General features: G+C 69.4%; 13 protein-coding genes. 10 read left to right on the top strand and 3 right to left on the bottom strand.

Translation table 11 applies throughout. The features are described from left to right. Positions 1-66: 66 nt before the first annotated feature. On the bottom strand, positions 67-270 hold the full coding sequence (locus tag ABDZ89_RS08730) for a hypothetical protein (RefSeq protein ID WP_343778315.1): 204 nt from the start codon (positions 268-270) through the stop codon (positions 67-69). A gap of 151 nt (positions 271-421) precedes the next feature. Between ABDZ89_RS08730 and ABDZ89_RS08735 the strand changes: the two genes are divergently transcribed. Continuing rightward, entirely contained in the window at positions 422-820 is a 399-nt protein-coding gene (locus tag ABDZ89_RS08735) for a hypothetical protein (protein ID WP_343778316.1), read from the top strand. 113 nt (positions 821-933) lie between these two features. Here the strand turns inward: ABDZ89_RS08735 and ABDZ89_RS08740 are convergent, their stop codons facing one another. Together ABDZ89_RS08740 and glpK are read right to left on the bottom strand one after the other, a co-directional pair. After that, a complete protein-coding gene (locus ABDZ89_RS08740; protein ID WP_343778317.1) occupies positions 934-2,100 on the bottom strand; it encodes a DUF7973 family transport facilitator in 1,167 nt (388 codons plus the stop codon). Then, positions 2,101-3,642 (bottom strand): glycerol kinase GlpK, encoded by a 1,542-nt coding sequence (gene glpK, locus ABDZ89_RS08745; protein WP_343778318.1) that lies wholly within the window; start codon positions 3,640-3,642, stop codon positions 2,101-2,103. Between the two features lie 377 nt (positions 3,643-4,019). Between glpK and glpA the strand changes: the two genes are divergently transcribed. The 9 genes from glpA (at position 4,020) to ABDZ89_RS08790 (ending at position 14,259) form a co-directional block, all read left to right on the top strand. Beyond that, positions 4,020-5,888 carry an anaerobic glycerol-3-phosphate dehydrogenase subunit GlpA gene (gene glpA / locus ABDZ89_RS08750; protein WP_343778319.1) on the top strand — a complete coding sequence of 623 codons (1,869 nt, stop codon included), beginning with the start codon at positions 4,020-4,022 and terminating at the stop codon, positions 5,886-5,888. Further along, positions 5,888-7,267, top strand: a complete 1,380-nt coding sequence (glpB, locus tag ABDZ89_RS08755) for a glycerol-3-phosphate dehydrogenase subunit GlpB (RefSeq protein WP_343778320.1) — start codon at positions 5,888-5,890, stop codon at positions 7,265-7,267. Before glpA ends, glpB begins: the two co-directional genes overlap by 1 nt. Further along, complete coding sequence (locus ABDZ89_RS08760) at positions 7,264-8,781, top strand: anaerobic glycerol-3-phosphate dehydrogenase subunit C (RefSeq protein ID WP_343778321.1); 1,518 nt, start codon at positions 7,264-7,266, stop codon at positions 8,779-8,781. Before glpB ends, ABDZ89_RS08760 begins: the two co-directional genes overlap by 4 nt. 164 nt (positions 8,782-8,945) lie before the next feature. Further along, positions 8,946-9,923, top strand: a complete 978-nt coding sequence (locus ABDZ89_RS08765; RefSeq protein WP_343778322.1) for a hypothetical protein — start codon at positions 8,946-8,948, stop codon at positions 9,921-9,923. Positions 9,924-10,024: 101 nt separating this feature from the next. After that, entirely contained in the window at positions 10,025-11,431 is a 1,407-nt protein-coding gene (locus ABDZ89_RS08770; protein ID WP_343778323.1) for a CRTAC1 family protein, read from the top strand. 152 nt (positions 11,432-11,583) lie between these two features. Continuing rightward, positions 11,584-11,784 (top strand): DUF7576 family protein, encoded by a 201-nt coding sequence (locus tag ABDZ89_RS08775; RefSeq protein WP_343778324.1) that lies wholly within the window; start codon positions 11,584-11,586, stop codon positions 11,782-11,784. A gap of 47 nt (positions 11,785-11,831) precedes the next feature. Next, positions 11,832-12,557 (top strand): ribosome assembly factor SBDS, encoded by a 726-nt coding sequence (locus ABDZ89_RS08780; RefSeq protein WP_343778326.1) that lies wholly within the window; start codon positions 11,832-11,834, stop codon positions 12,555-12,557. Positions 12,558-12,635: 78 nt separating this feature from the next. Then, entirely contained in the window at positions 12,636-13,124 is a 489-nt protein-coding gene (locus tag ABDZ89_RS08785; protein ID WP_343778328.1) for a YbaK/EbsC family protein, read from the top strand. A gap of 124 nt (positions 13,125-13,248) precedes the next feature. Beyond that, positions 13,249-14,259 carry a metal ABC transporter solute-binding protein, Zn/Mn family gene (locus ABDZ89_RS08790; protein WP_343778329.1) on the top strand — a complete coding sequence of 337 codons (1,011 nt, stop codon included), beginning with the start codon at positions 13,249-13,251 and terminating at the stop codon, positions 14,257-14,259. The last annotated feature ends 59 nt before the right edge of the window (positions 14,260-14,318 follow it).

The raw sequence follows: 14,318 nt of genomic DNA on the forward strand, positions 1-14,318 counted from the left end.
AGCGCGGCTCGTGACCGTCTCGAGCCGCTCCCGCTCGGTTCCGCCGCGGTAGGTGCCGGCCGGCGATCACCAGTGTGCGGGCTTGTAGCGGTTGATGACCACCGTCGAGACCACGAAGACCGACCCGCTGATGAGGCCGGCTATCAGTCCGACGACGAGCCGAACGAGGGGCGTCCCCGACGAGACGACCGCCATCACGGTCGCCACGACCGCCATCACGACGAGGAGGTTCCGTCGGTCCTTCCGCTCGAACCCGAGCCGATCCAACATAGCTCCCCATCCCGCTCGCGGCGGATAAATACCCACCGTTCGATCCGAAACCGCGGTGCGGCGGGGCGGCGGCGCGCGCGGCCGACGCCGGCGCGGGGGAGGAGCCGGACCGATGGAAACCTATACCACCGTCGGGCGAACTACGGCCCGTATGTCGAACGACCCGGCCGTGAAAACGCTGCACACGGTCGACGACCGAAGCAAGGTGGTCGCCGTCCTGACGACGCTGGTCGCGTTCGGTGCCGGAATACTTACGATCGGCGAGATCGAGTTCGTCTCGATCGCCGCGGCCGCGTTCGGGATCGGCGTCCGCTTCGCGTCCGTCTGGTGGGGCGTCCGCGTCTTCGTCGACGACGACGCGGTGACGATCGCCGACCAGCCGACCGCCGGGAGTTTCCACCACGGCGCGATCGGCGTCGCGCTCGCGGCGGCCGGCGCGGTCGCGCTGATCGGCCGGTACCTCGGCGGCGAGATCGTCACCGTCGCCGTCGCCGCGACGGGCGTCGGCGTGGTCGGATTTCTCGGGCTCTCGGTGCTGCTCCCCGACTGAGTGGCGTACACGCTCGGCTGTGGTCGCGTGCGGAACGCTCTCCGACTGATTCCGAGCGACCGCGGATGAGCGACGTTCCATGATAAAAGGATACTGCCGGGGGTGAGGCTGCGTTAGATTCCCGTGCCGGGGATCCAGACGCCCCAGTTGAGCAGGCCGGCGATGACCAGCAGCCCGATCGTCAGCGTCCAGACCACGATGGCGGCCGCCGGCGGGTCGAAGTGGGTGTCGGAGTGCGCGTAGAACACGCGCTGACTCGCCTCACCGACGAGGGCCGAGAACAGGCCGAACACCGCGCCGAAGAGCAGCGCCGGCGCGGCGCCGAACGCCAGCGGCGCGGTCAGGTCCGCGGCCGACAGGTCGGTGAGCATGAGGATTCCCTCTTCCCACGTCGAGAGGAAGGCGGTCGCGCCCGCCAGCGTCATGTGGTGCGTGACGGGGATGCGGTCGACGCCGAGGTTCAAGAACAGCAGCGACGCCGCGCTGATCCCGAAGCCGGCGAACACGGCGATGAGACCGTGGCCGCCGCTGATCATGTTGTACGTGATGACGCCCGCTCCGAGACCGGTGAAGAAGCCGATCGCGGCGACGTGCGACCACTTGTACATGTTGGGCAGCCACGGCTCGACGGCGAGGCGGTCCTCGCTCGCCTTGCCGCCGTCGCCTTTGACCTCTCCGGGCTCGCGCATCTCCTCGCGCTCGAACGGCCCCATGTCGAAGTAGCCGTTCGCCTTGTCGCTGACCGTGCCGATGATGCTGTAGCCGAAGACGGCCCTGACGACGATGGCGCTGATCACGATGCTCACCGGGATCGGGTCGACCGGGAGCGCGAGCTGTCGGGAGAGCTGCTCGATGAGGACGCCGAAGATCCCGAAGACGGCGCCCACGGCGAGGACGTCCGGTTTACTCCCCAACGCGAAGCCGATGTCCTTCGCGTTGTGGTAGTCGAATCCGGACTCCATATAGCCCTTGTTTGCCGCGTAGCCGGCGGCCGCGACACCGCCCGCGAAGGAGATGTGCGGCCCGAAGACGGGACCGAAGCCGACGTCGACACCGAAGCCGCCGCCGCCGAGCGACCCGCCGATCACGAGGAAGCCGGTGAAGATGAACGCCGGTAGCGCGCCGAGCGCCGCACCGAACGCGCCTCCCGCGAGCGCGCCGAGGAGTATCCCCGGACTGGTGAGACTCTGGATGACGTCGGTAGGTGCACCCGGTTCGTAGCCGACCTGAAGCAGCGTGTCGGCCGCGACGGTCAGCTCCGGGAGCAGTTCGACGCTCATCTACTCCTCCTCCTCGTCGTCCTGCGCCCAGTCGCGGGAGCGGTCGACCGCGTCGTCCCAGCGGCTGTAGAGCTTGTCGACCTCTTTTTGGCTCTTCTCCGGACTGAACTCGCGGTCGATCTGCCAGTTGTCGCGAAGTTCGTCGACGTTGTCCCAGTAACCGACGGCGAGGCCGGCCGCGTACGCCGAGCCGAGCGCGGTGGTCTCGTCGACCTCCGGCCGGGCGATGTCCGTCTGGATGATGTCGGACTGAAGCTGACAGAGGAAGTTGTTCTTGACCGCGCCGCCGTCGACGCGCAGGCTCGTCGTCTCCACGCCGGAGTCGGCCTCCATCGCCTCGGCGATGTCGCGGGTCTGGTAGGCGATGCTCTCGAGCGTCGCCCGAACGATGTGTTCCTTGCTCGTGCCGCGGGTCATCCCGACGATGGTACCGCGTGCGCGTCCGTCCCAGTGCGGCGCGCCGAGCCCGGTGAACGCCGGGACCATGTAGACGCCGTCGGTCGAGTCGACCGAGCGGGCGAGCTCCGCGGTCTGTGCCGCGTTGTTGATCAGGTCGACGTCTTCGAGCCACTCGATCGCGGCGCCGGTGATGAAGATGGAGCCTTCCAGCGCGTACTGGACGGGCTCGCCGGACATCTGGAACCCGATGGTCGTCAGGAGTCCGTGGTCGGACTTGACGGCCTCGTTGCCCGTGTTCATCAGGTAGAACGAACCGGTGCCGTACGTGTTCTTCGCGTCGCCCTCGTCGAAGCAGGTCTGGCCGAACAGCGCGGCCTGCTGGTCGCCGAGCGCGCCGGCGACCGGGACCTCGGCGCCGAGGAAGCCGTCGGCGTCGGTGTGCCCGTAGTAGTCCTCGTCGGACGAGGGGCGTACCTCGGGGACCATCTCCTTCGGCACGTCGAACTCGTCTAGGAGCTCGTCGTCCCACTCCATCTCCCGGATGTTGTACAGCATCGTCCGGGAGGCGTTCGTGACGTCCGTGATGTGGTTGCCCGTCAAGTTGTAGATGAGCCACGCGTCGATCGTTCCCATGATGAGCTCGCCCTCGCGAGCCCGGTCGCGGAGGTCGCCGCCGCGGGAACTCTGCATCTTGAGCGGCTCGGCGTTGTCGAGAATCCACTCGGTCTTCGTCGCGGAGAAGTACGCGTCACACTCCAGACCGGTCTTCTCGCGGATCTCCTCGACCTTGCCCGCCTCCTGGATCTCCTCGACGCGGTCCGTCGTCCGCCGGTCCTGCCACACGAGGGCGTTGTGGACCGGCTTCCCGGAGTCTTTGTCCCACACGATGGTCGTCTCGCGCTGGTTCGTGATGCCGATCGCGTCGAGCTGTTCGGCTTCGAGCCCCGCGTCCGCGAGCCCGTCAAGAACGACCTGCTGCGTGTTCTCCCAGATCTCGATCGGGTCGTGTTCGACCCAACCCGGGTTCGGGTAGATCTGTTCGTGCTGTTCGTACGCGTTCGCGACGACTTGGCCCTCATGGTCGAACACCATGAATCGGGTGCCGGTCGTGCCTTGGTCTATCGCACCGACGTATTGTGTCATGTTGTGGATCCCTCCTGTGGCGCTGGTCCGTGCGCGGTGGTGACGAGGTCGCGCTCACCGCCGAGAGCGACCCCGTAACCGCGTTCGTCACCGCGTCGCGCGGCGACCGGACACGGTCCGTCCGGAGCCGGTCCGGGTCGGCCGCACCGCGTATCGCCGCCGCGGCATATCTTCACGGAAGCTACCACGCCGGTCGTGAACATAATGTACTACCATAATAAACTTCCTGTTGAAATCCGAACATCGGCCCGAATCATAAAGTCTAGTATATAATTCTGACGGCAAAGGCAGCCGCTACACTACTTGAATGTCCCTGATAGTTATGGGTAGGGCGCGCCGGGAGGTAAAGTAAAGTGGTCGGGGTCCAAGTGGCGAGCATGGACAGACAAGTGGACGTCGTCGTCGTCGGTGGGGGGTCGACGGGATGCGGCGTCGTCAGGGACCTGGCTCGACGCGGGCTCGACGCGGTACTCGTCGAGAAGGGGAACCTGACGCACGGCACGACCGGGCGGATGCACGGCCTCCTGCACAGCGGGGGCCGGTACGCGGTCTCGGACCAGAAGAGCGCGACGGAGTGTATCGAGGAGAATCGGGTGCTCCGCGACATCGCGGGCCACTGCGTCGAGGAGACCGGCGGCCTGTTCGTCAAGCGGCCGGAGGACTCAGAGGAGTACTTCCAAGAGAAACTGGAGGGCTGTCGGGCCTGCGACATCCCCGCCGAGGTGATCGACGGCGAGGAGGCGCGCCGCCGCGAGCCCTACCTCGCGCGTGACGTGGAGAAGGCCATCGCGCTGCCGGACGGCGCGGTCGACCCGTTCCGGCTCTGCGTGTCGAACGCCGCGGACGCCCGCGAGCACGGCGCCCGGATCGAGACCCACGCCCCGGTGACGGACGTGCTCGTCGAGGGCGGCGAGGTCGTCGGCGTCGAGATCGAACACGAGACCGGCCCGGGCAAGCGCGTCCACCGGGAGCCGGGGGCGACCGAGGAGATACGCGCGCGCCACGTGATCAACGCAACCGGCGCGTGGGCGGGTAACGTCGGCGAGATGGCCGGCGTCGACGTCGAGGTGCGCCCCTCGAAGGGCGTGATGACGGTGATGAACACCCGGCAGGTCGACACGGTGATCAACCGCTGTCGGCCGAAGGGCGACGCCGACATCATCGTCCCCCACGAGACGGCCTGTATCCTCGGGACGACCGACGAGGAGGTCGACGACCCCGAGGACTACCCCGAGGAGGACTGGGAGGTCGACCTGATGATCGAGACGCTCTCCGAGCTGGTGCCCGCGCTCGAAGACGCCCGGACGCTCCGCTCCTTCTGGGGCGTCAGACCGCTGTATGAACCCCCGGGAACCGGCACCGAGGACCCGACGGACATCACGCGCGACTACTTCCTCTTAGACCACGGCGACCGCGACGACCTCCCGGGGATGACGACCATCGTCGGCGGGAAGCTCACCACCTACCGGATGATGGCCGAGTCCATCTCCGACCACGTCTGCGAGACGCTCGGCCACGAGGCGACCTGCGACACCGCCGAAGCACCGCTGCCGGGCTCGGAGAGCGACGCGCGGATGGAGGAGCTGATGGACGAGTTCGGGCTGCGCTCGCCCGTCGCGCGGCGTTCGGGACAGCGGCTCGGGTCGCGCGCGGACGACGTGCTCGACACCGCCGACCCGAACCCGATCGTCTGTAACTGCGAGAGCGTGACCCGCGCGGAGGTCCAAGACGCCATCGACGACGCCGGCTCCGACCTCAACGCGGTCCGACTGCGGACCCGCGCCTCGATGGGGAACTGCCAGGGCGGCTTCTGTACGCATCGGATCGCGTCGGAGCTCGCACAGGAGTACCCCGAACCGGTGGTCCGCGACGCGGAAGACGAGCTGTATCAGGAGCGCTGGAAGGGCCAGCGACACGCCCTCTGGGGCGAACAGCTCTCGCAGGCGATGTTGAACCACATGCTTCACGCGACGACCATGAACCGCGACGGCGACCCGGCGAACTTAGACGAGTCGGTCGACTTCGGCGCGTTCGACGCCGGCGCCGGGTCGGGCCCGGCCGGCACCGACGAGTCCGGGTCGCCGGGGACCGCGGCGGCGGACGGTGGTCGCGCAACGGACGACGTGAGCACCGACGGTGGTCGCGCAACGGACGACGTGAGCACCGACGGTGGTCGCGCAGCGGACGATACGACCGCCGACGGTGGTCGCGCAGCGGACGATACGACCGCCGACGGAGGGCGCTGATGGCGATCAACAGCGACGTCCTCGTGATCGGGGGCGGCCTCGCCGCGGTCTCGGCCGCCGTCTCCGCGGCCCGCGAGGGCGCGGACGTGCGACTCGTCTCGCACAAGGCGAGCACGCTCCGGCAGGCGTCGGGGCTGATCGACGCGCTCGGCTACGTCCCGGCGACCGAGCCGGCGAAACCGCTCCGCGACGGGCCGCCGACCGCGGGCCGCGAACTCGACCGCGACGAGTGGCCCGACCCGGAGGGACCGCTCGCCGACCCCTTCGAAGGTATCGACAGGCTGCCCGAGTCGCACCCGTACCGAGTCGTCGGCGCCGACGCCTTACGCGACGGGTTGGCGCTGTTCGACGACCTCGCCGGCGACGCGTACCGCGGCGGCCACACCGACAGCAACGCCCTCGTCCCGACGTTCGGCGGGGCGGTGAAGCCGACCGCGCGCTACCCCGCGGCCGCCGAGGCGGGCCTCGCGAGCGACGACCGGCCGATGCTCGTCGTCGGGTTCCGCTCGCTGACCGAGTACGACGCCCGCGCCTTCGCCGGCCGGCTGGAGGCGGCGGGCGTTCCCTTCGACGTGGCGGGCGTCGAGGTCGAGTTCGCGGAGGCGTTCCGGGCCGACGCGAAGATCACCCGGGTCGCGAAGGCGCTCGACCACGACGAGGACATCGAGGGCGTCCCCGCCCGCGAGGCGCTCGCGAAGGCGGTCGCGCCCCACCTCCACGACGTGGTCGACGAGTCGGGCGGCGTCGACCGCGTCGAGCGCGTTGGCTTCCCGGCGTTCCTCGGCGACGACCGCGGCGAGGAGGTCCGCGCAGAGTTGGCCGACCGACTCGGCGCCGACGTCTTCGAGATCCCGACCGGGCCACCGAGCCTCCCCGGACTCCGACTGGAGGACCGGCTGTTCGACGCGCTCGACGCCGAGGGCGTCCGGTTCGAGACCGGCAACCCCGTGGTCGGCGTCGAGTCGGCGACCGACGGCCGCGTCGAGACGATCGCCGTCGATCGGAAGGGACGAACGGCGCCGTACGGGGCGGACGCGTTCGTGCTGGCGACCGGCGGGCTCGTCGGGAAGGGGCTGGACTCGGACCGCGAGGGCGTTCGCGAGCCCGTGTTCGACTGCCACGTCGACCAGCCCGACGACCGCTACGAGTGGTTCGTCGACGACGCGTTCGGCGACCAGCCGTACGCGCGGTTCGGGGTCCGACCCGACGAGCGGACCAGACCGCTGGACGCGGACGGCGAGGTACAGTACGAGAACGTCTTCGCGGCCGGCGGCGTCGTCGGCGGCGCTGACGCGGCGAGAGAGAAGTCCGCGAGCGGGGTGTCGCTCGCGACCGGCCTGACGGCCGGACGGCAGGCGGCCATGGAGGCAAACCGATGACACGAGACACGGACGACGGCGACGGCGGAGAGTCGTGTGGCGACAACTGCGGCTGCGGAGCGCCGAGCCCCGGCGTCCCGGAGGCGGGCCGCGACGAGCAGCCGTCGATATTCGTCCCCGACGAGGGGGAGACGGACGCGGGTGAGGGGCGGAGAGCCGGGACCGCGGATGACTCCGCCGCGGACCGCGCCGCGACCGACGGCGGCGTCGAGAGCGCGACCGGCGGGACCGACTCGACCGACCTCGACCCCGACGCGTACGACCCCGTCGACGTGTTCCCGGGCGGCGACCTCGACCTCCGTGAAGGGGCCGACTCCTGTTACAAGTGTACCAGCTGTGACACCTCCTGTCCGGTGGCGGAGGTCGACGACGAGTTCCCCGGGCCGAAGTTCCAGGGCCCCGAGCAGTGGCGGCTCAAGCGGAAGGACGACCACGACATCGACGAGTCGATCACCTCCTGTTCGAACTGTATGCGCTGTGACGACGCGTGCCCCTCTTCGGTGCCGCTCTCGCAGATGCACAACGAGGCCCGCGGGCAGTTCGTCGAACGGCAGATGGAGAAGCTCTCGGTCGAGTACGTCCGGAACCGAATCCTCGCCAACTACCGCACGTCGGCGAGCCTCGCGAGCATGTTCCCGCGGACGGCGTCGTTCGCGATGAACTTCGGACCGGCGCGGTGGGCGATGGAGAAGGTGATGGGGATCCCCAAGGAGCGCGACTTCCCCGAGTTCGCCACGGAGACCTTCCGCGAGTGGTGGAAGGCGCGCGGCGGCGCACAGGTGGAGAACCCGGACAAGCGCGTGGCGTACTTCCACGGCTGCTACTCCAACTACAACACCCCCGAGGTCGGCAAGGCGATGGTCCGCGTCTACGAGCACTTCGGATACGAGGTGATGGTCCCGCCTCAGAAGTGCTCGGGGACGCCGATGTTCGCGAACGGGATGCTGAAGGACGCGCGACGGCACGCCGAGACGAACGTCGAGAACCTCGTCGAGGCCATCGGCGAGGGCGCCGACGTGATCGCCTCCTGTACCTCCTGTTCGATGTCGCTGCGACAGGAGTACCCCGAGCTGTTCGACCTCCACGGGATCGAGGACCTCGCGGAGCACACCTTCGAGGCGCTGGAGTACCTCCGGATCCACGAGGACTTAGAGGGCGAACTCGAGGCCCAAGGCGGGCTCGACGACGAGCGCGCGTTCGCGTACCACGCGCCGTGTCACGCGCGCAACCAGGGGCTCTCGCGGCAGGCCGTCGAGACGTTCCGCGACGTCGACGGCGTCCGGATGGAGGACGTCGGCGACTCCTGTTCGGGGATCTCCGGCACCTACGGTTGGAAGGAGGAGAAGTACGAGAAGTCGATGGAGATCGGCGAGGAGATGTTCGAGCACATGGAAGACGCCGAGGGCGAGGTCGGGATGACGGAGTGTCCGACCTGCGCGATGCAGATGGAACACGGGACGGGCTACGAGATCGAACACCCGCTCCAGCTGTTAGAGGACACGCTGGGCGCGTAGCCGATCCCGGAGTCTCATCGCCGGGTCGCCGAGCGTGAGACGCGGAAGTCGCGTAACCGAATCCCGGGACGCGACCGGTGAACCGGCAGCCGATTCGCGCTCGTTCTCAGCCCCGATAACTGCGCGAGAACGCTTAACATTCGAACTCGCTCACTGTGGGGCACGTGACTCTCGAACAGTTTCTCGATCGCTTCGACGGGCCCGAGCGCTCCGTGGTCGTCGTCAACCGCACCGACCCGGACCCGGTTTTGAACATGCTCGTGGACACGTTCGGCGACGACGTAGTACGGGTGGCCGACGCCAGCGCGGTTCCGGACCCGAGCGACCGCCCCGCGACCGACGGGGCGGGACCGATCGGCGCCGACCGGGACGTGGGACTGACCGCCCGAGACCTGACCGCGGCGGACGGGGACGTCGAGGAGGGCGACGTTTCGCTCGACGTGGACGTACTCCGGCGCCGCGAGGACATTCCGTTCGACGGCGGCGACCCGGCCGATATCGAGAACCTCGTGCTGCTCATGGAAGGCGACGATGTGGTGGCCGGATCGACGCTCGCCGAACTCGGCGACGCGGTGTTGTTCGTCAACTCCGACCTGTACGTCACCGGGAGTCGGTCGCTCGGCGACGTTGACCTCCCCTCCGTGATAAGCGGCCTCAACGACGCGACGTTCACGCTCCGGGGGTATCCCGAGTCGAACCGGCAGAAGCTGCTTCTCATCACCATCTCGCGGTTCATCGAGCGGGCGGCGTGGCTGTCGGGCGACGGGACCCTGCGGTCGTCGTTCCAGCGGCTCTCGCGGATCGACGACGAGGTCGGCACGCGGAACGTGTACGAGCGCGTGACCGGAACCGGCGTCGACACGCACCTCTACGGCGTCGCGGACGAACTGCCGAGGGACCTCGACGCGGTGATCCACGCCGGCGACGACCGCGACTTCACGGACAGTTGGTTCGTGGTGTATCGCCCGTCTGAGGGGCCGAAGCGAGTCGAAAGCGATCCGGACAGCGACCTCGAACGGGGAATCGAGGGCGGCGTCGCGCTCCTCGCGGTCGAGACGGACCCCCGGACGTGGCGCGGCCTGTGGACGTTCGACGCGGAGCGCATCTCCCGAGTGAACCGCTACATCGAGCGGAACCTGTAGCCGACTTTCCGCCGACGTGTTCTTCAGCCATCATTTCTCTCGGCGAGTTTCGTCCGTATCCAACCCGTGCGTTCATATCCTCGGAGCGGTGACGGACGGCCATGTTCACCGAGCGGTCCGCGCTGGTCGACGACGGACGCCCGATGCGCGGATACGGGGTCGCGGTGACGCCCGGCCGCGACGGTCCGCTCGTCTTCGTCGCCGGCTACGGCGAGCCGAACCGGCTCTACGCCCGGGACGGAGACCGCTTCACCGACACCGCCTGCGGCATCGTCGCCGACGGGACGCGCCACGGGATGGGCGTCTGCGCGGCCGACCTCGACGCCGACGGCTGCGAGGAGGTGTACGTTCACAACTGCGCGCGCGGCGTCGACGGCGGCGACCCGGACCTCCTCTTGAGCCGACTGGAGCCCGACCGGTACCGCTGGACCGACGTGTTCGCCCGCGAGGTGAACGCGGATCGACTCGACGTCCGCGCCGGGCGGTCCGTGGCCGCGCTCGACCGGCTCGGGACCGGGCGATACGGGGTCGCCGTCTCCGGATACGCCGCGCCGCTCGCGTTCTACGAACTCGGCGACGACGGCGAGGTCACCGACATGGCGGCGGCGGTCGGGCTGGAGGTCGAGGGCGGCTGTCGGTCGCTGCTCGCGGTCCCGTACCGCTCCCGCGAGGGCGACCTGTTCGCGGGGGTCGAGAGCGGTCCGAACCGACTGTTCAGCAACCGCGACGGCCACTACACGCGGACTGACGGGGGGCCGGAGCTCTCGGACCCCGGCGGCGACACGCGCGGCGCCGCGCTCGTCGACGAGGGAGGGACGTTCGCGCTCGCGGTCGGCAACGAGGCGGCGCCGAGCCGACTCCTGCGCTGTTCGCCCGACGGCGGGTACGAGGACGTGGCCCCGTCCGCGCTCCGCGACATCGGGGCGGTCCGGACCGTGGTCGCCGCCGACTTCGACAACGACGGCCGCGAGGAGCTGTTCTTCAACGTCTGCGACGCCGAGAACCGACTGTTCGAGCGGGTCGACCGGACCGACGAGTCGCCGCGCTGGGAGCCCGCGTCGCTCGGGGCGGCCGCGGAGCCGGACGGGTTCGGGACGGGCGCGGTCGCGGCCGACCTCGACGGCGACGGCGCGCTCGAACTCGTCGTCGTTCACGGGGAGGTGGCCGCGCAGCCGGTGACGGTGTACGGCGATCCGGACGCGGCGGACGACGGGTGGCTCCGCGTGCGGCCGACGACGCGCCACGGCGCGCCGGCCCGGGGCGCCGTCGTCACCCTGGAGACGGTCGACGGGGTTCAGCGGCGGACGATAGATGCCGGCGGCGGCTGTCTCTGCCAGACGGAGCCGGTCGCGCACTTCGGGCTCGCGAACGCGGAGCCGCTGCGCGTGGACGTGCGGTGGCCGGACGGGCGCGAGCGCACCGTCGTCGGGCCGAGCGCGGACCGAGAGATCACCGTCAAACACCCGTCGCGTAAGGCGACCGACCGCGACGCCCGGACGACGCGCTAGGGCGCGGCCGTCACGCGCGAGAGACCGCAGACGGCGTCGGCCTCGGCTGTGCGGGCGACCGCGCGAGGTCGCGTCGGTCCGGCGGCCGCGACGGCCGTGGCCAGAACTGCCGCCCTTCCCGGATTCAAGTGCCCCCGGGCGAACGCACTGGTATGGTAGATCCGACCTCGGACCTCGAGGAAGACGTCGACGAGGAGTCCGCGCCCGGGTGCGCGGCGTGTGGGGACCCGGCGCTGGGCGCCGGGCACCGGACGATCACGTGGGTCGACGGCACCGACGTCGTCCACCGCCACTTCTGCTCGGAGGCGTGTCGCGCGGCGTGGGACGACGAGCGACCGTCGGCGGACGACTGACCGACGCGGCGGGAGGCTTTTTGCCCGCGGGGGTGGTAGCTCTCGGTATGATATCGCTCGACGAGGCCGTAACGGCCCGACTGGAGTCACACGGGGAGCGCTTCGAAGTCCTGATCGACCCCGACGCCGCGCTCGCGATCAGGCGCGGCGAGTTCGAAGGCGAGTTAGCGGACGTCATCGCGGCCGAGGACGTCTTCGAGAACGCCTCGCGCGGTGACCGCCCAGCGGAGGAGGACTTAGAGACCGTCTTCGGCACCACGGACCCGATGGCGATCATCCCCGAGATAGTCGAGCGGGGAGAGATACAGATCACCGCCGAGCAGCGCGAGGAGATGCAAGCGCGGAAGCACAACCAGCTCGTCAACACCATCACGCGCAACGCGGTGAACCCGCAGATGGACGACTCGCCGCACCCGCCCGAGCGGATCGAGCGCGCGCTGGAGGAGGCCGGCTTTCAGGTCGACCCGATGGAGCCGGTGGAAAGCCAAGTCGACGACGCGCTCGACGCGCTCCGTCCGGTGATCCCGATCCGGTTCGAGGAGGTGACGATGGCGGTCCAGCTCCCGGCCGACGACGCGGGGTCCGGCCAGGCGCGCATTCGTGAGTTCGGCGACCTCGAACGCGAGGAGTGGCAGAACGACGGCTCGTGGGTCGGCGTGCTCACCTTCCCCGCCGGGCTTCAAAACGACCTCTATGACCTCGTCAACGAGGTCACGTCAGGCGAGGGCGACGTCCGCGTGATCAAGGACAAAGACGAGCTTCGAACCCGCTGACGCCGTTCCCGGGAGGACTTACGGCGCAGTTTCACCGGCTCCGGGGGCTTTATACCGGCGGGACGCGGCTCGGTGAGTATGCATCCACGCGCCGCGGAGTTCGCGGAGCGAGCGAGGGAACGTCACGGCCTCGAGCCCGACGTGGTAGAGTTCGAGGCGGGCACGGAGACGGCGGCCGCGGCGGCCGACGCTGTCGGCTGTGAAACGGCCGCGATCGCGTCGACGATCGTCGTGTCGCTCTCCGGCGGTCAGGATTCTTCCGACGGTCTCGTCGCCGCGATCACGAGCGGCGCAAATCGGCTCGACCTGGACGCGGTCGCGGCCCACTTCGAAGCGGCCGAGGTCGAGATGGCCGACCCGGCGCGGATCCGCGAGGTCGTCGGGTGGAGCATCGGTGGCGTTCCGCCGCTGTGTCACGACGCCGCGCTCCCGACCGTCTTCGACCCGACGCTCACCGAGTGCGACACCGTCTACGGCGCCGCGGGAACGCCGAGCGCGGTGTTCGCGGTCGACCCTGAGACGCTCGCCGAGCTCGCGGACGCGACCGTCGTCGACCTCACCGAGTGATCCGGAGGCGGCGGCCCCGGTTCCGGAGCCGAGTTGTTAATCCGCCCCGCTTTCGAGCAGCCTATTATTAATCTGTAGTTGTGAAATAATAACTTTTTTCTATTAACCGGCGGTAGAGGGAGGTATGACTCACTCACGGCGGTCGGTACTGAAGCGCGGGGCCGGACTGGTGGCCGCCGGGGCGGCGGCTTCGCTCGCCGGGTGTTCGAGCGCCCCGGACGGCGGTTCCGCGGGGTTCGACGGCGGGTACACCGCCTTCTTCACGCTCACCGACTGGGCGAACGAGGTCGCGGCCGACCGCGCGAGCTTCGAGGACCCGGTCGAGGTCGGTCGGCTGGGACACGGCTGGACGCCGGACGGGACCCTCGCCGCGGAGGTCGCCTCGACGGACGCGTTCGTCTACCTCGACAGTCCCGAGTTCGCGTGGGCCCAGGACCTCGCCGAGACGCTCGAGGCCGACTACGACTCCGTCGCGGTGGTCGACGCGCTCGCCGGCGTCGAGGACGACCTCCTCGACTGGGACCACTCGCACGACGAAGAGAGCGGCGAAGACGGTCACGACGAGGAGAGCGGCGAAGACGGTCACGACGACGACCGCCAGCACGACCCGCACGTCTGGGTCGATCCGGTCTTCGCGGCGACGATGGTCGAGACCATCGCGACCGGGCTCGGCGAGGCCGACCCCGAAAACGCCGACGCCTACGCCGACAACGCGGCCGCGTACGCCGAGGAGCTCGACGCGGTCGACTCCGCATTTCAGTCGATCGCCGAGAGCGCGGACCGGGACGTGGCGGTCATCGCGGGCCACAACTCCTTCCAGTACCTGGAGGCGCGCTACGGGTTCCGGCTCCACTCGCCGGTCGGCGTCTCCCCGCAGAACGAGCCGAGCCAGAGCGAGATCGCAGACACCATCGAACTGGTGAACTCCGAGGGGATCGACACGGTCCTCTACGACCGGTTCGAGTCGACGACGCTCGCCGAGACGATAGTCGAGAACAGCGACGCGACGGAGACGAGGGCGGTCACTCCGGCCGGCGGAACGACCGAGGAGTGGAACGACGCAGACTACGGCTACCTCGAACAGATGACCGAGATCAACGTGCCCGCCTTCGAGCGGGCGTTCGGCCTCAAGTGATCGGAGCACCGAACGCGTCGACGGCGAGCCGTGCGGCGCCGCGCCGGCAACGTGGCGGG

The sequence above is a fragment of the Halorubrum ejinorense genome (assembly GCF_039522565.1).
Classification (GTDB): Archaea; Halobacteriota; Halobacteria; order Halobacteriales; family Haloferacaceae; genus Halorubrum; species Halorubrum ejinorense.